The following is a 20,931-nucleotide window of genomic DNA, read 5'->3' as shown; positions in this document are numbered from 1 at the left end:
ATTTATTATTTTTTTGCAATATGCAATTTTTTATTAATATCATCAAAAACATTAAGCGTTTTATCAAGATGTTCTTTTTCGTGTCTGGCAGTTACTGTCATTCTTATCCTGGCATCTTTTCTGGCTACGGCAGGATACATAATAGGATTTGTATACACCCCGTTTTCAAGTAATATTCTGCCTATATCCCACATTTTATTCTGATCCCCTATCTTTACAGGAATAATGGCAGAACAGGTAATCCCTGTATCTAACCCCAGATCATTTAATCCTTTTTTAAAATAATTGATATTATCCCACAATTTATCTTTCCAGAATGGTTCTTCATCAATAAGATCAATTGCTTTTAAAATTCCAAAGGAAGAAGGAGGCGCTGTTACAGAGAAAATATGCTGTCGTGACTGGAACTTAAGAAATGATGTGATCTTTTTATTAGCAATCACATATCCTCCAAGATTCCCAAAGGTTTTGCTGGAAGTTCCTGTTATAAAATCTATCTTATCGAGCAAATCATCATCTTCAAGGGCTCCTCTTCCGGTTTTCCCCATTACCCCCACTCCATGAGCATCATCTACCATAAGATAGGCATTATATTTCTTTACCAGATCATAGATTTCTTTGGCACGTGAAGTATCACCCTCCTGGGAATATACTCCATCTACAATAACAAGCTTTGTACGGTACGTATTTTCACATACCTTCAAAATATGTTCCAAAGCTTCCAGATTATTATGAGGAAATGTTTTTTTATTGGTAAAAGCACATCCTTCGTGTACACTTGCGTGTACTCCCATATCCAGAATAGCAATATCCTCTTTCTGCATTAAAATCTGCAAAGTAGCACTGTTAGCGGAATACCCGGTGGTAAACAGTATGACTTCATCTTCATTTCTTCCAAAAAAATCAGCAATCTTTTTCTCTATCGCATTGTGATAATCAAAATTTCCACCAATCAGCGGGGAAGCACCTGTACCTGTTCCATATTTTTCAATTCCTTCGATAGCAGCCTGTTTTACCTTCGGATGCTGTGAGAATCCCAGGTAGTCACTGGAAACAAAACTTATATATTCTTTATTATGATCCCCAATATTAATATTCAATGTCGCATTACTGCCTGAGGTATTTTTTAACCGGTAATTCATATGCCCCCGTGCCTTCATATGATCCAGAAATTCGTAAAAATATTCTGCTCGCTGGGCTATATCATAATCCGGAATATTCTCAAAATCTTTAAAAGTTGCCGTTGTAAAATCAATACTCATCCTTAATGTTATTTTGTGTGTTAGTGGTTTGCAAAACAAATATATGATATATTTAAAGCACCTCCGTAGTGATATAAAAAATTAAATCATAGAGATATTTCACACTACATTTTCAGCACTGTATTTATCATATACTGCTTGTTTTTTTTAATATATTTTTCCTTTTAGAATAACTTGTTTTTCTAATCTAAATTTATAAAAAAAAAGAAACTGATAAAGCAATATAAATAAATAAATCACATTATAGATGATTATTTTTTACAACCATCTCATTTATAAAACATTATTTTTTACAAATTATACAATTAAGACAAGGATTGTTTTTCAAAACACTTTTTTTGTACAGAAAAAAAGGTTAATTTATATCTCCAAACAGAGAGATAATAAATAAAAAATAAGCTATTAACTGAAGAAATAGCTTAAATTGTATTGTCTGATTTCCTGAACGCTCCGGGAGTAAGTCCTGTCATTTTTTTAAAAAATTTTGAAAAATTGGAAGGGTCATAGGTAAAAATTCTCGCAATTTCAGCAACTGATTTATCAGACTCTATCAACATTTTCTGAGCTTCCCTAATGATTTTTTCATCATAGAAATAACAGGGATGCCGGCCTTTTTCTTTTTTGACAGTATCGGTCAGATGGGTATGGGAAACGGCAAGACATCCTGCAATTTCATTAAGTTCCATAAATTCCGGAATATTACCTGAAATCACATCCTGAATATGCTCTTCAAGAAAATCAAAGTACTGCCTGGTAATTTCTTCACTTCTTTTCATCATCTATTACTCTAATGAATTAAATTATAAAACTAAAATTAAAGATTCAATATATCATGGTGAACTTTTCGGATAACAGGAATAGTCAATAAAAACTATCTTTAAATGCCTGTGTTGAATTTTTCACTTTCAATTTTTCAAGAATATTCTGACGATGCCTGTTTACGGTGTTTATACTGATGGAAAGTAAATCTGCAATTTGTTTGCTGGCATATCCTTCGCCAATACATTTCAGCACTTCCAGTTCTCTTTGAGTTAATATATTTTTATAGTCCAGCCTGTCCTTTGCTATAATTTCTCCCCTGACGCTGTTGATAATAAGAAATTCCGGTTGGGATAACGGTTTTAAAGCAATATTATATAAACAGAATGCAAACCTTAATTTTCCGTTATCAGGAGAATATACATAAAACATACGGTGTTTTACCCATATATATTTATTATGCTTGTCTCTGATCCTTATTTTGGAAAGAACGCTGTAGTCAGCCCGTAATTCCGGATTCATTGAATTCAGTAATTTGAAAAAACGCAGTTCATGAATGTATTTCCTTACCCGGTCATCCGGATGCATCCTTTTAAGCATCTCCTCTTCCCAGATTGAGTTAATTTCTATGAAATCTCCTTTAACACCTATTCCCAGCTCACATGCTGCTCCGGACTTATAAATATAACTTTTATCAGCCTGCATATCACTCAATACACTGATTGATCCTTCCGTTTGTGAATACATTAAAGCCATCTGTTTATACGTTCCGATATCGAGAAAACATTTTTGTGAGGCTTTTTCAAGTAATTGATCGCTTAATTGTTCCCGAATTTCCATAATGGTTATTTTTCAGTATTGATGTGACCAGGCTATAATTATACTTTTGCTAAAATAATCATTTACCCTTAAAACGTATTAATAAAGAAATGAAGAAATTGATATTAAGTTTCTGTACGCTATTCCTGATCGGGAAAATTAAAGCTCAGACCTTAGAAAAAATGACATGGTTTAATGAACCGGAAAAATGGGAGATCAAAAACAACAGGTTATCTTTATTTGTCACCCCGCAAAGTGATTACTGGAGGATTTCTCATTATGGATTCACTGTAGATGACGCTCCTTTTTATTACGCTGTTTATGGTGGTGAATTTGAAGCAAAAGTAAAGATAAGCGCAAATTATAAAGCAAGATTTGATCAGATGGGGATTATGTTGCGAACAGATAAGGATCATTACATTAAAGCCGGAGTGGAATTTGTAGATGGAAAGTATAACCTAAGTACTGTTGTTACCCATGAGAAAAGCGACTGGAGTGTAATCACATTAGATAAAATACCTTCTGCAGTCTGGATCAAAGCAGTAAGAAGGCTGGATGCTGTTGAAATTTTCTATTCCTTTGACGATAAAAATTATACCATGATGCGGAATGCCTATTTTCAGGACAATACTCCGGTAATGGTAGGTTTAATGGCTGCATGTCCTGATGGAGAGGGCTTTAACGCTACTTTCGAAAATTTCCGGGTAAAGCATCTTCCTGATATGCGAAGACTCAAATGGCTTGAAAACAACAAATAACCGAGTGAATACTTCAATATACCGTAAAATTTTCCTCCCGTTTTTGGGAGGTTTTTTGTGACTGGTTTAGAGGAATGGGATTAAAGTCAAAAGATCTCTTAAAAGAGACCTTTATTTTGTGTTCTTAGAATCATGTTTTTTTCAAAAGTCCTCTATAAATCATTATTGAGAACGACTCTGCAAAAGTATGAATACTGCCTGATCAAGGCAAAAATCTTATGTAGAATTATCACTACATGGCACCCGACTAATATCTGTATCGTCATCATCAAATACAGACAAAATTCATATCAAAACAATTTAAATTATACTCAATTATCTGTATAATTTCATTATTTTTACACCATCAAAAAAAACTGTTTAACCATAAAACACAAATGACCTAAAATACTTAATGAGAAAAAATTATTTTCAATCACCTCCTATCTTAAAAAAAACTTCGACTTGTACAAAAACTAATATTAACAATTCTTTGCATTGATACGCAAAAGATATAGATCAGTTTTGCACATATGAGGGTTTGGGCATTTTTTTTTGCTTTCTTACATATCAACATCTACGGGCAGCTCTATACTTCTGAACGGTATATAGAAAACAGGCATCCGCAAAGCAGTGTGAAAGCCAGTCCTGTTATTGCAGCCGTTTTCCGGAATTCCGGACCGCCATCGGGTGCCTATTATTTTCCTGATTCAAGTAAAAGTTATAAGATGTCAGATGCCTTCAGTGCATCAGCTGACTTTCCTGATCCGGGAAACCTTCATATCCAGTCCAGAATCTCCGGAAATAAAGAAACACACTGGGAAGATTTACCTGCCGGAGAAGAGCTGAATTATACCATTGTTCCCGGGAAGTATACACTCAGTGTACGCATCCCTGTTTCTCCGGACGGAAAGTATGAAGAAAGGAAAATACAGCTCAATGTTCATCCTCTGTTCTACCATACCTTATGGTTTAAAATTTTACTTTCCTTAATTTTTCTGATCGGGATTATTATTATAATTCAACTGGCTACAAATTTTTTAAGAATAAAGAATAAGGCTTTAAAACAAATTGTTCACAATAAAAATTCAGAGCTCAGAGAAACATCTTTCAATCTTAAAGTGGTAAAAAGCGATCTGCAAAGGGAGACTGAGTATCAGAGAAAACTGGTGGAAACTATCAGCCACGACATTACTACTCCCATTAGATTTATAGCCATGCTCTCACAGAAACTTCATGAATCCGATGATGTAGAACTGCAGAAAAAGTATTTTGACAGTATTTACAAATCTTCAGAACAGCTCTATCAGTTTACCTTAAATCTGAAAGAATATACTGAGCTGTATAAAGCTGAGAATGTTTATGAAGAAAGAGAATATGTGCTGAACAGGATTTTGGAGGTCAAGAGAAAATTATTCCGGGAAATAGCCAGAGAAAAAGGAACTTCTATTATTATGACTGCAGATACTGAAGTGTACAGTAGAGTTAATGAGAGTATTCTGACAGCAATCATACACAATATCCTTGATAATGCTGTCAAAAATACAGCCAACGGGGAAATTGTTCTTAATATCACAGACCATATTCAGGAAACAGTCATTACAATAGCTGATACGGGAGCAGGCATGTCCCTGCAACAGGTAAACACCTATATGAACCTGTTCAGAAACCCCAATCTGGAAACGCCAAACTTTAAAGGAAAAGGGTTAGGCCTTCATATGGTTATCCATCTCGTAAAAAAAATCGAAGCCCAAATCAGTTTCAGACAAAATATCCCGAAGGGAACTGTTATAGCAATAACGCTGACTAAAAAACGAATTTAAAATGAATGAAAGAATTTTAATTGCCGACGATCACTATGTTGTAAGGGCAGGAACAGCACTTGTTCTTGAATCTGCTTATCCGGCCCTGCAAATAGATTTTGCAGAAAACTATGGACAGGTAAAAGAAATGTTGAGTACTCAGTATTATGATCTTTTAATTCTGGATATCGACATGCCCGGAACTCAATATAAAAAAATGATCTCTGAACTTAAGGATATACAGAAAGATTTAAAGATCCTTGTCTTTTCAGGATATGATAAAGATGTTGCTATCCAGTATATTAGAGAAGGTGCTGAAGGATATCTTAATAAACAGAGCAGTGAAGGGGAAATTAAAAATGCCGTAAAAACAGTTATTGAGAAAGGCTATTTTTATCCATCAGACCTCATAGGCCTCATTATTCAAAACAAAAGAGATAATCCCGTTGAAAAGCTTTCATCCAGAGAATATGAAATCTTTAAATTACTGGCTGACGGATATGGAAATTTGGAAATTTCAAATAAACTTAACATCCAAATGTCTACAGTAAGTACGTATAAAAAAAGGATTTTTCAGAAGCTTGACGTGAGTAATATTGCGGAATTAATCAAAGTGTATGAAATGGTACACTGATCTCCGTACTTTTTCACATACGGGACTGGTCTATTCTTATTTTCCAGTCCCGGAAATTTTTTCAGCGGTAAGATTAAATTAATAATCAGTACCGTTCATCATGAGCAATTATTTCATACTGTGTTTATAGAATCAAACGGATGTTAGTATAATCTTTGTATAGAAAGAAACAGTTCCCTGGTATTATCTGAAGTACCCGAATCTGTAGTAGTGGCATTATTACTTCCTGTCATAGATTTATTATCTACCCGAAATGCATAGTACACCCTGTACCATCTGGGTTCCGGCTGTTGCATGGTAATATCAAAAGTTACAGTTTCGTTATGTGTCTGCGTAAGATAAACACCATCATCAAACTGCCTGAAACCGCCAGGAATCAGCTTAATATTACCATTATCAGAGTCCCCGGTATGTGTAGACATTTCAGAAACCCAGATTTTAATATCTGAAGAACTGATGTTATATAGTCTCGGATTAAAAGAAGTAACAGCCCCGGTTCCTGCCGAATTGTTATCAAATTGTGCATCCAGCCTCAAAACACCACCCAAAACAGGCAAATCAGAAAGGTAGGTGCTTGCCAGGATATTTGCACCCGAAGTTCCTGCCGGAATACTTCCATGATAATATACCATCTCACCGATCACAATATCATCATTCATTCCTCCAAAAGCAAATTTCCAGGTTTCCCCATTAAACATATAGTATCCGGCTTTATCAACCTTTGCGGTCTTTATTGAAGGAATTGTCACAGCTTGTGTTATATACACCAAAGCCCCTGTCTGATCAGTAAGATATACCGCATCTTTAGCTTTTAACTGGTCTCCGGTCATTCTGGGAGCAATAACTCCATCCGGAGCAGTAGAAAGATCCGGTTTCCCGACTACGTGTAATGTTGCTTTAGGCAATTCTGTATTAATCCCAACCTGGGAAAAAAAACTGTTAGAAATACATACCATAACAACATAAAGAAATAGTTTTGTTTTCTTCATTTTAGTTATATTTGTTTAATTATTTGATTAATTTATAGGGCAGATCAGACTTCTCAGCTCAAATATTTAATCCATTCTAAGCTGTAGATGCTTTACCTGATCTGTTACAAAGTTATCTGTTCCGGTAAATCAATTTCGTACATGATCAATGAAAAATCGTAAACGGTTACAAAAACACAAATCACTAATAAACAATTAATTAATACAGTCATTTTCTTTATTTGGCTGTTATAAGAACATTATAAACTGAGTCTAAATTATTTTGAATTGCAAATGATCGTTATTAATCAGAAAAAAGCCGAAAGAATAAAAGCAGATCGTGGGAGCCTTCGTTTCCGATATATCAAACTTTGTATATTTTTTTCAGGGCTCTCTGTATTTGCACAGCTTTATCTTTTTCAGCCGATGCTTCCTATGGCTGCCGAACAGTTTGGGGTAACAGTAGGTGACACTTCCCTGCTGGTATCTTCATCCACGATAGGAATGGCGTCAGGATTGCTGTTTTTTGCTTTTAAAGCAGACAGCTACTCCAGAAAAAAGCTTATGGTTTTTTCCCTGCTGTCATCGGCTTTGCTTACTATTATTTCTACCTGGATCCCCAGTCTTGCTCTCCTCATTGCCATCGGAATATTAAAAGGTTTTGTAGTGTCGGGTGTTTCTGCAGTTGCACTGGCCTATCTTACTGAGGAAGTTCAACTTGCTGTAGTTCCGGCAGCAATCAGCATGTACCTGAGCGGAAATACAATTGGAGGAATGAGCGGAAGAATACTGGCCACTATTTTTGCAGGAGAATTCGGATGGAGGAATGCTGTTCTCATCATCGGACTGGAAAGTTTAATCCTAGGGCTGATCTTCTGGAAGCTTTTTCCGGAATCAAAGTTTTTCACTCCTCAGAAAACAGATTATCATCAAAAGGTAAAACAGATGAAAAACTTCCTTTCCAGTGCCTATATGCTCCGTTTGTATTTTATAGCAGCTTTACTGATGGGAGTTTTTGTAAGTGTGTACAATTACCTTACTTTCAGATTGGAGGCCAAACCGTTTTCATTAAATCATTATGTTATTGCCTTTATATTCCTGATGTATATTTTCGGTGTTTTTGGAACCATGATTACGGGCAGGCTTTCCAAAAGATTTACAAAAAATAATATTCTGAAAGGCTTTATTGTTCTCATGCTCTGCGGAATTGGTTTATTGCTGTCGGAAAATATTTATATTGTCATTCCGGGGCTTGGAATTTTTACCCTTTCCTTTTTTGCTGCACATACCATGGCCAGTCAGATGACTGCGCTTCACGCCAAAAAGGGAAAATCTTCTGCTACTTCTATTTACTGGCTGTTCTACTATTTCGGCTCCAGCATTCTGGGAAGTGGTACAGGATATCTTCTTCATTCATTTTCCTGGAATATATTCATTGCTGTTCTTATCATAGCCATTATCGCTGCTCTATTATTGGCTACAGCTAACACTTCTGCGGAAAATAACGGTTGATACCACATATGTACCACGTTTTATTAAAGACATAAACTCACCAAACCGTGTATAATTCGGCTATTTTAACACTTTATTAGTTTTTTGAGACAAAAATTTTAACAATTTTTCGTTAAACTCCTGTTTAGCAACATGGTGCAGGGCATAGTATTTGCTGTTTTTTATTTACCATACACCACCTTAAAAACCCAAAATATTATGAACGTAGCAGATCTTAAAATCAAAAATTTAGTCGAGTACAAAAATCAGATTTATACGATCACTGAAATTTTTCAGAGTTTGGAGCAGGCTTATTTTGTTAAAATTGAAAATGATATTCACAGTATTTCTGTTCCGGCAGATTCTATCAAACCTATTAAGATTACTGAAGAATGGCTGGAAAAGTTTGGCTTTTCAAGAACGTACAGCTCAGACCAGATAATACGCTATGAACGGCCTGAAACTTTTATAAAATATGATATTGATCTTAGCTCGAGAAAAATACTGGAAGGCCTGAAAATCTATGGGAACTCTATAAAGTGTAAATACATCCATGAATTCCAGAATATTTTTTCCTGCCTGTTTGGGAAGGAACCTTCTGTAAAATATGGCTATCTTGAAACAAAATAGTATTAATAAATAGTTCTTAGTTATTACAAAGCCGTTGTTTTAAAACAACGGCTTTATTTGTAGTAAAACTATCCGTACGAAATATCCTAAAATCTCACCATACATCAATCAGCTATTTCCTCCATATTTGTATGAAATAAAAAACCATCCGATGATTCTGAAAGTTTTTAGTACCGTATTGATTTTAATTGCTGTTTTTATGGGATTCAAACAAGGATTCAGCATGTTCTCCGGAAAACCCGAAATGGCAGAAATGTTTGGAAGATGGGGGTTCAGTAAAACGGCACTTATGATCAATGGAGCAGTAACCATCCTGGCATCAATTCTGATCCTTTTTCCACGGACATTTATGTGGGGAAATTTTCTGATGGCAGCCGGTATTTTACTTATTATCTGCTTCCAGCTGCTGGATCGTGATTTGAAAGGAGCAGCGATTGAATTCCCTTTCCTTCTTATCAATCTGCTGATCATCTATCTGCAGCATCCTCTTAAAAGCTAACAGATATGAAAAAATATGCATTGTCCACAACTCTGATTCTTTTCCTTTCCTTACAGCTTGCGGGCAGACGAAAGACAACCGCCAGACAATACCAGATACTATAACAAAAAAACAACAAACAATGGATTTATCAAAAATAACAGATGTGGCAGTACGCCAGGCAATAGAAGCATTACAGGCAGGTGATCAGAAATGGTATACTTTCTTTACAGAACATCCAATGATGACCGATGATGGTAACCCCGTAAAATTCAGATCTTTTTTCGCCAATGCTTTGGGTAAAGAAATCTTCCTCAGTATAGACCGTGTAGAAAATGACGGGAAAAATATCTATGGAAATTTTAAAGCCGGACAATGGGGAACTTTCCCGGTGTTTTTTAAGTTCCATAAAAATGAAGAGGGTAAATTTGAAAGACTGGATATAGGACAGGACAAATAAAGTAAAAACAAAGGTTATGAAACATGATAACCTTTGTTCAATAGTGTATTCCTATTTTATCTTTTTAAATTCAATATCGGTCATACCAGCTCCGGACAGCTTAAATCCTTCAACAGCATTGTTTTTATATGTGAAATCCAGTCTCCCAAACATTGATCTGAAAGAATAAAAGGTTGATGGACTAAGGGAATACAGCACAATATCAGGATTAATAGAATGTCTGGCTATTAAGTTATCCCCCTCAATACGTAATTGATATACTGTATTAAATTCTTCATTCCTGTAGAATCCGATAAATTTCTCCAGCTCTTTTCTGCCAGGCCTTAATGTATTTAATATTACTTTTTTGCAGTCAAATGCAAAATCTCCGATATTAAAAATAAGTGATCCTGTATGAAAGGAGATGCTTGCTGTGGGAATATAAGGGATGGAAAACCGGCCGTCTTCCATCATTGTTAATGGTGTTTTATTCTTCCCCTGGTAAAGGTTTTTTCCATCTGTGGTTATCTCCAGATAATTACCGGGATTTATTTCATACATTCCTGCAAAGTCTTTGAGTCCGGCCGATGTATAGCTTACTTTTTGTGAGGGCGCCGGAAGTACCTGCTGGTCTTTCAGAAACAGGTCAACCAGTTTATATACAATGAACAATCCATCAAATGTGCTCCTGTTTCCAGTCATAACAATGGATAAATGATAATCCGGAACATGTAAGATATAAGACCTGTACCCTGCTGTACCACCACCATGGAAAACAATATTCAGTCCTTCATATTTCCCGGTCTGCAAGCCTAGTCCATATTCTATTTTCTTTCCGGTAGTAAGTACAGAATTTTGCTGCATGGTATTATATATTTCACGGCTTCCTATTTTTGGATTCTGAAAATTTACGGCCCATTTACAAAGGTCATCCAGTGTGGTAAATATATTGGATGATCCATACTCCATCTGGCCCAGAGGAGCTTTAGAAAACACGGTTCCGTTATCCTGGTAAGATTCTGCTTTGTCCGGAATAATTTTTTCAGGATCATCTACAGCCATTGAATGATCCATCTGAAGAGGCCTGAAAATATGTTCTCTAAGGATCTCGTTAAATTCCTTTTTGTAGATCCTGTGAAGGATTTCTGCAAGAAGCATAAAGCCTGTATTATTATACCAGTATTGTGTTCCCGGAGGAAAGTGGATACTTTTAATAGCCAGAACCGTTTGTACAGCTTCCTTATTGGTTACCCTGAACTCATTTCCAAATCCTTGTAAACGTTTGATCATAGTAAAGTCCGGCAGTCCGTGGGTATGATTAGCCAGCTGACGGATGGTAATTTTATAGGGAAGATGTTTTAATTCCGGCAGGTAGATCCTGATATCATCTTCTAACGAAAGTTTTCCTTCTTTTTCTGCCAGAAGAATAATAAATGCTGTAAACTGTTTGGAAACAGACGCGATATCAAAGGCTGTGGAATCAGTTACAGCAATCCTATGTTCAAGATTGGCTAATCCATAAGTTTTCCTGTATATGACTTCTCCTTCCCTGATAATGCCTACAGCCATTCCCGGGGCTTTTTCATCTGAGTAACTGCTGATTATAGAATCTGCTTTCCGGAGCTGCTCTTTTTGTCCGGATTGCCCGGAACAGGTTTCTGTATAGAAAACGAGAAAAAAAAGCAGGATCAATGTAATGGGTGACTTCATTGTTTTAAATTTTTAATAATGAAGCAAATCTCAGGTTTCAGCTCTGAAAAAATATCCGGAATCCGGAACCCGGACTGTTTTTATTCTGAAAATTCAGTCTGACTTAAAGTCGGACATTTATTAAACAACTGATTTCCTGTACTCTGTAGGGGTCACACGGGTTTCTTTTTTAAAGGCTGTATAAAATGATGACCGGGAATTGAAACCCACTTCATATAATATTTCCAGCACGGTTAACTGTGGCTGGTCTTTCAGAAGTTCTTTTGCATCATTAATCCTGAATTCATTGATAAAATCAAAAAAGTGCTTTCCTGTATATTGGTTAATCAATAACGACAGCTGCTTTTCAGACATATCGATCTGCTCTGCCAGTTTCTGCAAGGTGAGTTTATCATTAAGATAAGGCTTTTCTGTTTCCATAAACTTCAAAAGGTGTTTCAGCTGTTCGGGCTCTTCTTTAAATTCAGTAACAGGATTTACAGGAACCAGATCTTTATTGATCCCGGCAAGCAGGTTCGGACGGTATAATGCGTTCAGTACAAACCAGCTGATGACGAATAAAACGAATACTGAGCTAAAGGTATAAAGTGCTAAAAAAAGAGTACTGCCATTTTGTACAAATCCCCTGATCAGAACAAAAAAATTCCCTATCAGAAAAAGGACGGTCGTTTGAGATAACCATTTATAGGTCAGGTCATGATTACTTGAATAATTTTCCTGATACAACTTTTTAAATGTTTTCAGAGTCAGAAATACGGCAACAATATAATAGTAATACTGAATGGTGGAAATGATGTCAAACAGCCAGTCTCCCTGCCCGGTTATTCCCTTCATACTGAACCAGATGAAAAAAAACAGAAAAGGCAACCCGTGTATCAGGTGTTTTTTATTTAAAGTAAAGTTATAGTAGCAGGCTGCATTTACATATAAATAATAGACCGGCATCTGCAACAGAATACTGGATACTTTAAATCCTTTGATCACATTATGGTCAGGCGTTGTAAGAAAAAAGCCGGAAAGGTCAACAACAGAGATTAAAAGAAAGGCCGCAAAAAGATAATTAGGCAGCTTCCTTTCTGTTTTCACCGTTACAAGAAAGACACTTAACAGTAAAAACAAAAAAACAATAATTTTACCTAAGTCATTGATTAAGGCCATATGTTCTATTTTCAGTATTACAAAAATACAAATTATAGCTACTGATTAATAATTTAACCTCTTGATTAGCAACAAAGCACATAAATATTCTTACTTAAGCCGGCAATTTATTTAAGCTTAAAGAATCTGAAAGCCGGGTGCCTGATTCTTGCCTACCTGATGATGGGATTAAGTTTTTGTACCGGAGATGGTAAATCTGTCTTCCCCAAGTGAATATTACAATATCTTCTCTTCATTTATTCTTATCTTTATAGTGAACTTAATTACGAAATATAATGAAGGAAGTTACTGTATACCAGGTTGATTCTTTTACCAAAGAAAAATTCAAGGGAAATCCCGCCGGGGTTGTTTTAAATGCTGAACACCTGAATACGGAAGAAATGCAGCTCATCGCCCGCGAGCTTAACAATTCTGAAACGGCATTTATTTTCCGACCCGATTTATATGACCCAGCTTTCGATTACCATGTACGGTATTTCACCCCTACCACAGAAGTCCCTTCCTGCGGACATGCCACTATTGCGGCATTATATGCAAAAGCAAAGGAAGATCAGCTTGACACCTGTGTTATCAGGATAAAGACCCAGATCGGAATCCTTCCCGTTAAAATAGAAAAAGAAGATAATGATTACCGGATTACCATGACCCAGGGAACTTTCGGGCTAAGCCCCGCTTTTGATCCGTCAACAACACAAAACATCATCCGGGCCCTGGGATTAACTATGAATGATCTCGATGAAAGATGTCCCGTACAAATTGCATCTACAGGCCATTCAAAAGTAATGATCGGCATTAAAAGCAGATCTGTTCTAAACAGCCTGGTTCCCGATTCCGGTGCTTTGGTTCAGCTGAGTAAGGAAATCAGCTGCAACGGATATTTTGTATTCACCTTTGATACCGGTGATCCTGATATTTTAACGTACGGAAGAATGTTTGCCCCGGCTATCGGCATTACGGAAGATCCTGTTACCGGTAATGCTCATGGACCTTTGGGAGGTTATCTTATCCACCATAAAATTGCTGGTTATTCAGGGGAGACTTTTGAGTTTACGGGAAAACAGGGAGAAACCATCAACAGGATCGGTAAAGTTCTTGTTACCGTACAAGTCAGCAATGGTACTCCTGATAAGGTCAGCATTACAGGAGATGCAGTAAGCGTATTCAGAACAGTGATGCATGTTTAAATTGATTTCCGGAAATAATTAATCCCTTCAGCTGGTTCTGAAGGGATTATTTTTAGATTTGATGCAACAGTTTTATGGATTTATTGAATGGCTCCTGTATTTCCGCAGTATACTTTCTTCAGTTTTTCTGCATCCACTTTTACAATATCTCCGTTCCGGATCTTATGTTTCTTTTGTAAAGCCTTTTCCCGGAACAAAACTGCATTGAGCTCCGTTAGCTGATTCAGTTTACCAGCAGAAAGACCTAAACAGGTTCTGAGTACCGCTGATGCCTTCAGTCCAAAATCAAAAGGACACTTAATCTCAAAGGTTAGGACTTCCGTATCTGAATGCAGAATATTTTCTATTGGAGTATGCTTGATCTCATATTCTACACTTTCAAAATCAGCTTCGATATTATTCTTTCTTCTGGTTTCCGGTGAAAAAGCATATTGCCAGGCCGTTTCTTTATTATTTTCTGAAAACCTGGTGAAAAGATCTTTATGTAATGACTCTGTTTTTGTCCTTGAAAACAAAGTCATATTGTAAGTATTCTTACATTTTACACACCGGTAAATTAACCATATATCAATATTCTTTTTTTGTGCGTTCATCCTGAATTTCTCTCCGCAATAAAATCTCTCACTGTCGCACTGATTGCATTTCTTTTTTAAGAGAGGAGTATTTTTTGCTTTTACCTCCCATATATGTATCTGACTCATTACTTGTTATTATGCTTAGTATTCTTTGTTAAGTCCTACATACTATTCATGATATTGCAGCAGCAATGGTCATTAAAAATTCTTCCGGAATGGGTTCTGCATTCCTGTATAGCCTGACCGGATGATCAGAATATGCCGTTGCTTTTACAGCAGCATCATAAATAATATGTTTAAATGAAAACCTGTCCAGATGGTAATATCTGAACTAAAGAATGACCAGCCTGTGGTTATGAGGCTGATACTAAGCTAATATAGGTTTAAGAGTCGTTCTCAAAATGTATGTTGTTTACATTGATGAGGTAAAAATAGCAAATAATTTTCAAAACGCAGGGAAACCACTTAAAGATCCTGAAAGTGAACCGTACAACAAATAAAAATTGGACTATACAACAAACTTCTTATGTGCATTCCGGACGAACTTTGTGGTATTAAAATCAATCAAAATGATACAGATTAATAAAATTTACATCAATGGCGAATTTGTCACGCCTCACGGAACAGAAACTTTTGATCTTATAGACCCTGTTACGAACCTGAAAACAGGTGAAGTGATATTGGGAGATGAGGAAGATACCAGGAATGTAATTGCAGCAGCAAAGGAAGCATTTAAAACCTTTTCAAAAACAACGAAAGAAGAACGTATTACATTTCTTAAAAAACTTCATACAGCAGTCAGCCGCCGGGAAGCGGAACTGGTATCTGTAATGGTAAATGAATATGGAGGAACTTTACAGTTCTGTAAAATGAGTGTTCAAAATGCCATTTCAGCATTTACGACCACAATTGAAATCCTGCAATCGTTCAGTTTTGAGCAGGCTGTGGGACATTCAAAAGTCCGTTTTGAACCGCTGGGCATTGCAGGAATCATTACTCCATGGAATGCCAGCAACAGCTTTATCTGTAATAAACTGGCAACCGCTATTGCTGCCGGCTGTACCACAGTCATCAAACCCAGTGAGATGAGTGCACAGCAGACCCGGCTGATTGCAGAATGTATCCATGAAGCCGGTTTGCCTAAAGGAGTTGTCAACATCGTAAACGGATTGGGAAATGTAGTGGGTGCAGAAATCACCAGCCATCCTGATATTGCCAAGATCTCTTTCACAGGATCCACAATTACCGGCAAAACAATCGCGAGAGGGGCTGTGGATACCATGAAACGGGTAACTTTAGAGCTGGGAGGAAAATCACCTAATATTATTCTGGAGGATGCGGATTTTGGGACTGCTATTCCTATGGCTGTCTTCGGGGCTTATATGAACAATGGCCAGGCCTGCATTGCTCCTACCCGCCTGTTGGTTCCTCAAAGCAGGCTGGCAGAGGTCAACGAACTGGCAAAACAGACTGTTCAGCAGGTAAAAGTAGGCCATCCTGGTGACGAAACCACCCATATCGGCCCCATGGTCAGTGCCAGACAATATGAACGGGTACAAAACTATATCCGGTTAGGCCAGGAAGAAGGAGCCACTCTTCTGGCAGGAGGAGAAGGAAAGCCTGACGGACTGGAAGAAGGTAATTTTGTAAAAGCAACTCTCTTTACCAATGTCCGTAATGATATGCATATTGCACAGGAAGAAATCTTTGGGCCTGTTTTATCAATCATTCCTTATCAAAATGAGGAAGAAGCCATTTCTATAGCCAATGATACTACTTACGGATTAGCTGCCTACATCAGTTCCTCTGATGTAAAACACGCTGAGCAGGTTGCCTCCCGGATTGATGCAGGAAGAGTCTGCATTAATGGATTTTCACATGATCCGCAAGCGCCTTTCGGAGGCTTCAAACAAAGTGGAATAGGCCGCGAATATGGCATTTTCGGGCTTCAGGCTTATCTTGAACCGAAAGCAATACTTTCATAAGAGTTTTTATCCTCACTGTCAGATTTCTTATCAGTCATTTAGCAGTGGGGAATATATATAATCTTATCCTGATGGTAAAAAAGTTTGTAAGTTTGAAAAAAAAATAACTGTTTAAGTAATGGACAACCATACAACGATCCGCCCCGTTAATTATTCCTGCCACTTTTCAGAGTTCAGGGAAGGGGAACAGTTTGCGCAGGTTCATTCGCTGGGACTAGTTCTCTCCGGAGAAATGGAACTGGATGACGGCCGCACCAAAACCTTGTTTAAGGAAGGAGATCTCTATTCCGCAAGGAAAAACCACCTGCTGAAATTCGCAAAATATCCACCCAGGAACGGTGAAATTAAAACCGTTACGTTATATTTTGATGATACTATCCTGCATGAATTCAGCCGTGAATATGGTCTTCATGCAGAAATAACAGATCCTGCTTCCACATTTATAAAACCGGATAGCCAGGCCCTGATGTCATTTATGCAGTCACTTCTTCCGTATGAAGAACTGCTGAGCAATCCGGATTCCACAGAGCTTATCCGGCTGAAACAAAAGGAAGCTCTGATGCTGATGTTAAACTATGACCCAGCTCTTAAAGATATTTTATTTAATTTCTCCGAACCTTATAAAATCGATATTGAAGCATTTATGAACAGGAATTTCCATTTTAATGTCAAGGTTGAACGGTTTGCATATTTAACGGGAAGAAGCTTGTCTACTTTTAAAAGGGATTTCCGGAAGGTTTTCGGACTGCCGCCCCGCCAATGGCTTCAGCACCGGAGATTACAGGAAGCTTATGTCTTGCTCACCCAAAAAGGGAAAATGGTTTCTGATATCTATCTGGACCTGGGATTTGAAAACCTTTCCCATTTTTCCTTTGCCTTCAAAAAGCAGTACGGATATCCGCCCACCGCTTTACAGACTCAGAAACTGAATAAGTAAGCTGCAGCACTATACTGTCATGTAAAGACTGACAGCTATCACCAGTATAAATACTACCATTGCGCTTAATTTTATGACAAAATCTTTTCTGCGGACAGCGGGGTCAAAACAGAATGTTTTTTCGTTAAGATAAAAGTCTTCATATACCCTGGCATCAATACGCAGATCAGGCCGGAACCAGTGGACTCCCTTCAGAAAGTGGCTAATGATCTGATATCTTGTTTTTACAAAGGAATAGCAAGGCTTATACTCCTCTTTTGGAGATCCCTGTTCGCGTTTATTCATCCTGAACGAACTGTATTAATCGCTTATCTGTTGCTGAAAATACTCTTTTTCCTGGTATTCTTACAATATATTCCGGACAGTTATCTCATTCCGGGATCTGTCCTGATGATGGATTATTAAATCGTTATGTCAATATTATGATTTCCAAAAGCTTTAAAGAGAGCCTGTTTGGTTTCACTGATTACTTCTTCGGTGCGATAAATACTGCACCAGAATTTTATAAGTACTCCAAAGCTTTCCTTTGATAAAGTATTATAATAGATCTGGCAGGGTCTTGTCTGCTCTATCATAGGCATTCCGGATATCGTCTCCCGGATGATCCCGTTAATATCCTCCGGTGTTGTTTCCCCTTTCAGATTAAAACTGATCTCTACCTGCTTCAGGTTATCGGTATACGTCCAGTTGGTAATATTCTGGGAAAGCAGGCTGCCATTCGGTATAATGATCTCAGATCCGTTAGGTGCATTTATTTTTGTGGTTCTCAGGTCCATGGATTTTACCCTTCCCTGCTGGGAGCTGATCTCAATAATGTCCCCGATCTGTATGGCCCTTCCAAATATCAAAATAACCCCTGATACGAAATTACTGACAATTCCCTGCAATCCCAGACCGACCCCAACTCCCAGGGCTCCGATAATAATGCTTACCTTGTCCAGTGGGATTCCCGAAGCCAGTACAGCCAGCAGATATCCTCCCGTAAGCAGGACCAGCCTGATGATCAGAAGTCTTGAATGCTGTTTTTTATTAATATTTTCTTCGTCTTCATCTTCTATTTCACCAAAAAAGTAAGCAGCATATTTTTGCAGTAAATGCGCGATCCATATCATCGCAAAAAATAAAAGCACACTTCCCAGTGTAAAGCTTAAGCTGCCGATATGTACGGTATATTTCAGCAGGCTTACCATTGAATCGCTGATGCTTCCCCAGATATTGAGGTAGGAAGCAGTAACCACAAACCAGAGGTAAACCGTAATGATGATAAAAGGAGTTTTCAGGTTATCCGACAGGTTCTTATGATCAAAGATTGTGACAATTCCCCTTTGCACCCGGGTTCTGTAGATCTGGAGCAAAATGATTTCAATAAAAATCTTCAATAAAACGCTGAGGGCGATCACCTGGGTTAGTGCCACGGTTGCCGCAAGACTCAGGGTATGGGATAAGGAAACTCTGCCGAAAATATTCAGTATAACAGACAGGACACAGAAGCAAATGAATATGAAGCCGGTCCATCTGAAAAATTTAAGCTTAAAAAGTCCGTTGTCCGGTATCTTCAGCTGTTTTATAATATAAAAGACCGCCCCGGCATTAATCAGGATAAACACGCAGCGTTCTGTAAAGCTTACCGGCACAAAAAGGTTGATAAAGCTGGATACCGTAAAAAGGAGAATAAGGAACAGCCAGTTATACCGGCTTGTTTTCTGCCAGCTACCGCGAAAAAGGAAACTGATGCTTATGAGCAGGATAAAATGCAGCATTGTGGTAAACACTACAGGAGCATACAGATTGGATAAAATAACAATATAAAGCCCCAGAACAAGTACAGGAACGAACGCTCCTTTGTTCAGAAAGCTAAAATTAAGCGCTTCAAGGTTATCCAGGCAGCCTGCTTTTTTCAGATATTTCAGGTTGTTATGAAGGTAAACCCATATAAGAAGCATAAAAATACCTGCAATAAACAACCCTGTAATAATCCGGGTAATATAATAGAGGGTAACCTCCTTCTCCACTCCTATTTTCCCGGAAAAATTTGCAGAAATATCTTCACCGTCAGCCTTAGCCCCGACATTCCAGAGTAAAGGATATTCTTTTTTGATAAGATTGATCTCCGATTTCTGGAGTCTTTCTTCTACAGTCTGCAATGCATAAAAAACAGCTGTTTTATTTTCAAGTATTTTTCTTTTTTTCCCGTTCAGTGTTTTAGCATTTTTGCTGAGAAGGGCTGCTGTTTTTTTATACTGCTTGGTAAGCTCCTGTATTTCCTTCTGAAACTGTTTTTGCCGGAGGGTATCTTTTACAAATGCCATCACCACCTTGTCTTTTCCCAATGATGCAATGCGGCTCTGTATGCTGTTTTGTATACTGTCCTGTTTATTGATAAACTTACTCTGGTTATCAAGTTTTATTTTAAGCTGTTCCAGTATCGTCTGATACATCTGCTGGTTCCGGACGTTCAGATTGGCAGCTTTTACACTTCTCAGGATAACATCCATATCTTTATCGGTCTTGTCTATATCAGAAAACACAAGATACGCTTCAGTGGTAAATTCTGCATCAATATAAGACGACTGGAGGACCTCACCGGCTTTTTCAATAGCCAGCAGATAGTCCCCGGAAGTCGTTTCATTCATTAATGTACTGATGTTCTTCTGCGGTTCATTGCCAGGTTTCTCCTGGGCATGAAAAAATGATGAGAAAAATATTAATACCGTAATGATCAATACACTGTTTTTCTTTAACATACCGTATAATTTAACCCTGCTAAATTAAATGAAATATTCCAGTGTAAGCGGATCATCGATATACATCTATTGGTATATATCAAATCTATTCACCTCCCGCTTTTACTTTTCAGCAACCTGTTACCTTATTTTCTGCCCTCTTCTTTCCAGGATGAGATGGGCGGCATCCAGCATTTTGGTGAGATGGATGTACGGGCTTATCATATTTTTCTCCGGGACATTATCATAAACGCCCAGTGAGAAATACACAATCCCGGACATAAAGTAATCAAACTCCTCTATACTGTATTCTTTGAATGCTTTTTTAAAGACCAGCAAAGGATTCCGGTATTCTTTTTCCGAAAGTAAACCGGGAAATAGTGGAGAAATATTTTCTGCCCGGACAGGGAATGCCTGTTTCTTTTCTTTAAGTTTTATAAGATACCCGGCACGCACAAATGACCGCATAGACTGGTGAAAATGAAAGATCACGGAAGGATCTTCTTTAATCCAGCGGTCACTCTTTACTGCGTAATTCATAATATTGTTCAGCTGTTCTTTAGCTTTTGCCAGCTCATTGAACCGGAAGAAGGTTTCCATCAGCCGTAGCCCGGAGTATTTCTTTATGCCTGACCCAAAC

20 protein-coding genes are annotated in these 20,931 nt (G+C 37.6%); 10 read left to right on the top strand and 10 right to left on the bottom strand.

Annotated features, from left to right (window positions below):
• Positions 1-5: 5 nt before the first annotated feature.
• The 3 genes from DRF59_RS10230 to DRF59_RS10220 form a co-directional block, all read right to left on the bottom strand.
• Positions 6-1,262: an aminotransferase class I/II-fold pyridoxal phosphate-dependent enzyme gene (locus DRF59_RS10230; protein ID WP_115959360.1), complete on the bottom strand. Its 1,257-nt coding sequence runs from the start codon at positions 1,260-1,262 to the stop codon at positions 6-8.
• A gap of 419 nt (positions 1,263-1,681) precedes the next feature.
• On the bottom strand, positions 1,682-2,041 hold the full coding sequence (locus tag DRF59_RS10225) for a helix-turn-helix domain-containing protein (protein WP_115959358.1): 360 nt from the start codon (positions 2,039-2,041) through the stop codon (positions 1,682-1,684).
• A gap of 82 nt (positions 2,042-2,123) precedes the next feature.
• Complete coding sequence (locus tag DRF59_RS10220; protein WP_115959356.1) at positions 2,124-2,861, bottom strand: response regulator transcription factor; 738 nt, start codon at positions 2,859-2,861, stop codon at positions 2,124-2,126.
• 89 nt (positions 2,862-2,950) lie between these two features.
• Between DRF59_RS10220 and DRF59_RS10215 the strand changes: the two genes are divergently transcribed.
• The 3 genes from DRF59_RS10215 to DRF59_RS10205 all read left to right on the top strand — a co-directional run bounded on the left by DRF59_RS10215 (position 2,951) and on the right by DRF59_RS10205 (position 6,013).
• Complete coding sequence (locus DRF59_RS10215; RefSeq protein WP_115959354.1) at positions 2,951-3,598, top strand: DUF1349 domain-containing protein; 648 nt, start codon at positions 2,951-2,953, stop codon at positions 3,596-3,598.
• Positions 3,599-4,110: 512 nt separating this feature from the next.
• The gene (locus DRF59_RS10210) at positions 4,111-5,400 is read left to right on the top strand and encodes a sensor histidine kinase (RefSeq protein ID WP_115959352.1); all 1,290 of its coding nucleotides are present in this window, start codon (positions 4,111-4,113) and stop codon (positions 5,398-5,400) included.
• A 1-nt stretch (position 5,401) separates the two neighbouring features.
• A complete protein-coding gene (locus tag DRF59_RS10205; protein ID WP_115959350.1) occupies positions 5,402-6,013 on the top strand; it encodes a response regulator transcription factor in 612 nt (203 codons plus the stop codon).
• A 143-nt stretch (positions 6,014-6,156) separates the two neighbouring features.
• Here the strand turns inward: DRF59_RS10205 and DRF59_RS10200 are convergent, their stop codons facing one another.
• Complete coding sequence (locus DRF59_RS10200) at positions 6,157-7,002, bottom strand: hypothetical protein (RefSeq protein WP_115959348.1); 846 nt, start codon at positions 7,000-7,002, stop codon at positions 6,157-6,159.
• Between the two features lie 273 nt (positions 7,003-7,275).
• Between DRF59_RS10200 and DRF59_RS10195 the strand changes: the two genes are divergently transcribed.
• From DRF59_RS10195 to DRF59_RS10180, 4 genes are all read left to right on the top strand, one after another.
• Positions 7,276-8,493, top strand: a complete 1,218-nt coding sequence (locus tag DRF59_RS10195; RefSeq protein ID WP_115959346.1) for an MFS transporter — start codon at positions 7,276-7,278, stop codon at positions 8,491-8,493.
• Positions 8,494-8,691: 198 nt separating this feature from the next.
• Positions 8,692-9,102, top strand: coding sequence for a hypothetical protein (locus DRF59_RS10190; protein WP_115959780.1), 411 nt, complete (start codon positions 8,692-8,694; stop codon positions 9,100-9,102).
• A 151-nt stretch (positions 9,103-9,253) separates the two neighbouring features.
• Positions 9,254-9,601: a DoxX family protein gene (locus DRF59_RS10185; RefSeq protein WP_115959344.1), complete on the top strand. Its 348-nt coding sequence runs from the start codon at positions 9,254-9,256 to the stop codon at positions 9,599-9,601.
• A gap of 121 nt (positions 9,602-9,722) precedes the next feature.
• Complete coding sequence (locus tag DRF59_RS10180; protein ID WP_241505529.1) at positions 9,723-10,040, top strand: hypothetical protein; 318 nt, start codon at positions 9,723-9,725, stop codon at positions 10,038-10,040.
• A 51-nt stretch (positions 10,041-10,091) separates the two neighbouring features.
• Here the strand turns inward: DRF59_RS10180 and DRF59_RS10175 are convergent, their stop codons facing one another.
• Both DRF59_RS10175 and DRF59_RS10170 read right to left on the bottom strand, forming a co-directional pair.
• On the bottom strand, positions 10,092-11,729 hold the full coding sequence (locus tag DRF59_RS10175; RefSeq protein ID WP_115959340.1) for a serine hydrolase domain-containing protein: 1,638 nt from the start codon (positions 11,727-11,729) through the stop codon (positions 10,092-10,094).
• 120 nt (positions 11,730-11,849) lie between these two features.
• Positions 11,850-12,887: a helix-turn-helix domain-containing protein gene (locus DRF59_RS10170; protein ID WP_115959338.1), complete on the bottom strand. Its 1,038-nt coding sequence runs from the start codon at positions 12,885-12,887 to the stop codon at positions 11,850-11,852.
• A gap of 275 nt (positions 12,888-13,162) precedes the next feature.
• Here DRF59_RS10170 and DRF59_RS10165 point away from each other — a divergent pair, with 275 nt between their 5' ends.
• The gene (locus DRF59_RS10165; protein WP_115959336.1) at positions 13,163-14,071 is read left to right on the top strand and encodes a PhzF family isomerase; all 909 of its coding nucleotides are present in this window, start codon (positions 13,163-13,165) and stop codon (positions 14,069-14,071) included.
• 80 nt (positions 14,072-14,151) lie between these two features.
• Here DRF59_RS10165 and DRF59_RS10160 read toward each other — a convergent pair whose 3' ends face one another.
• Entirely contained in the window at positions 14,152-14,772 is a 621-nt protein-coding gene (locus DRF59_RS10160) for a DUF1062 domain-containing protein (protein ID WP_115959334.1), read from the bottom strand.
• Between the two features lie 443 nt (positions 14,773-15,215).
• On the opposite strand from DRF59_RS10160, the gene DRF59_RS10155 reads away from it, so the two are divergent.
• Positions 15,216-16,631: an aldehyde dehydrogenase family protein gene (locus DRF59_RS10155; protein ID WP_115959332.1), complete on the top strand. Its 1,416-nt coding sequence runs from the start codon at positions 15,216-15,218 to the stop codon at positions 16,629-16,631.
• A gap of 118 nt (positions 16,632-16,749) precedes the next feature.
• A complete protein-coding gene (locus tag DRF59_RS10150) occupies positions 16,750-17,568 on the top strand; it encodes a helix-turn-helix domain-containing protein (protein ID WP_115959330.1) in 819 nt (272 codons plus the stop codon).
• A 9-nt stretch (positions 17,569-17,577) separates the two neighbouring features.
• Here DRF59_RS10150 and DRF59_RS10145 read toward each other — a convergent pair whose 3' ends face one another.
• The 3 genes from DRF59_RS10145 to DRF59_RS10135 form a co-directional block, all read right to left on the bottom strand.
• Positions 17,578-17,853, bottom strand: coding sequence for a hypothetical protein (locus DRF59_RS10145; protein ID WP_115959327.1), 276 nt, complete (start codon positions 17,851-17,853; stop codon positions 17,578-17,580).
• Positions 17,854-17,969: 116 nt separating this feature from the next.
• Positions 17,970-20,312: a mechanosensitive ion channel family protein gene (locus tag DRF59_RS10140; RefSeq protein WP_115959325.1), complete on the bottom strand. Its 2,343-nt coding sequence runs from the start codon at positions 20,310-20,312 to the stop codon at positions 17,970-17,972.
• Between the two features lie 120 nt (positions 20,313-20,432).
• Positions 20,433-20,931: hypothetical protein (locus DRF59_RS10135; RefSeq protein ID WP_115959323.1), on the bottom strand; the 499-nt coding region annotated here is incomplete at its 5' end.

This window comes from Chryseobacterium flavum (assembly GCF_003385595.1).
GTDB classification, from domain to species: Bacteria; Bacteroidota; Bacteroidia; order Flavobacteriales; family Weeksellaceae; genus Chryseobacterium; species Chryseobacterium flavum.
The sequence above is the reverse complement of the archived record's forward strand: the minus strand, read 5'-3'. Positions and strand labels throughout refer to the sequence as shown.

Coding starts and splice junctions, on each gene's coding strand:
- DRF59_RS10230 (WP_115959360.1), bottom strand. CDS start 1,262: ATGAGTATTGATTTTACAACGGCAACTTTTAAAGATTTTGAGAATATT.
- DRF59_RS10225 (WP_115959358.1), bottom strand. CDS start 2,041: ATGATGAAAAGAAGTGAAGAAATTACCAGGCAGTACTTTGATTTTCTT.
- DRF59_RS10220 (WP_115959356.1), bottom strand. CDS start 2,861: ATGGAAATTCGGGAACAATTAAGCGATCAATTACTTGAAAAAGCCTCA.
- DRF59_RS10215 (WP_115959354.1), top strand. CDS start 2,951: ATGAAGAAATTGATATTAAGTTTCTGTACGCTATTCCTGATCGGGAAA.
- DRF59_RS10210 (WP_115959352.1), top strand. CDS start 4,111: ATGAGGGTTTGGGCATTTTTTTTTGCTTTCTTACATATCAACATCTAC.
- DRF59_RS10205 (WP_115959350.1), top strand. CDS start 5,402: ATGAATGAAAGAATTTTAATTGCCGACGATCACTATGTTGTAAGGGCA.
- DRF59_RS10200 (WP_115959348.1), bottom strand. CDS start 7,002: ATGAAGAAAACAAAACTATTTCTTTATGTTGTTATGGTATGTATTTCT.
- DRF59_RS10195 (WP_115959346.1), top strand. CDS start 7,276: ATGATCGTTATTAATCAGAAAAAAGCCGAAAGAATAAAAGCAGATCGT.
- DRF59_RS10190 (WP_115959780.1), top strand. CDS start 8,692: ATGAACGTAGCAGATCTTAAAATCAAAAATTTAGTCGAGTACAAAAAT.
- DRF59_RS10185 (WP_115959344.1), top strand. CDS start 9,254: ATGATTCTGAAAGTTTTTAGTACCGTATTGATTTTAATTGCTGTTTTT.
- DRF59_RS10180 (WP_241505529.1), top strand. CDS start 9,723: ATGGATTTATCAAAAATAACAGATGTGGCAGTACGCCAGGCAATAGAA.
- DRF59_RS10175 (WP_115959340.1), bottom strand. CDS start 11,729: ATGAAGTCACCCATTACATTGATCCTGCTTTTTTTTCTCGTTTTCTAT.
- DRF59_RS10170 (WP_115959338.1), bottom strand. CDS start 12,887: ATGGCCTTAATCAATGACTTAGGTAAAATTATTGTTTTTTTGTTTTTA.
- DRF59_RS10165 (WP_115959336.1), top strand. CDS start 13,163: ATGAAGGAAGTTACTGTATACCAGGTTGATTCTTTTACCAAAGAAAAA.
- DRF59_RS10160 (WP_115959334.1), bottom strand. CDS start 14,772: ATGAGTCAGATACATATATGGGAGGTAAAAGCAAAAAATACTCCTCTC.
- DRF59_RS10155 (WP_115959332.1), top strand. CDS start 15,216: ATGATACAGATTAATAAAATTTACATCAATGGCGAATTTGTCACGCCT.
- DRF59_RS10150 (WP_115959330.1), top strand. CDS start 16,750: ATGGACAACCATACAACGATCCGCCCCGTTAATTATTCCTGCCACTTT.
- DRF59_RS10145 (WP_115959327.1), bottom strand. CDS start 17,853: ATGAATAAACGCGAACAGGGATCTCCAAAAGAGGAGTATAAGCCTTGC.
- DRF59_RS10140 (WP_115959325.1), bottom strand. CDS start 20,312: ATGTTAAAGAAAAACAGTGTATTGATCATTACGGTATTAATATTTTTC.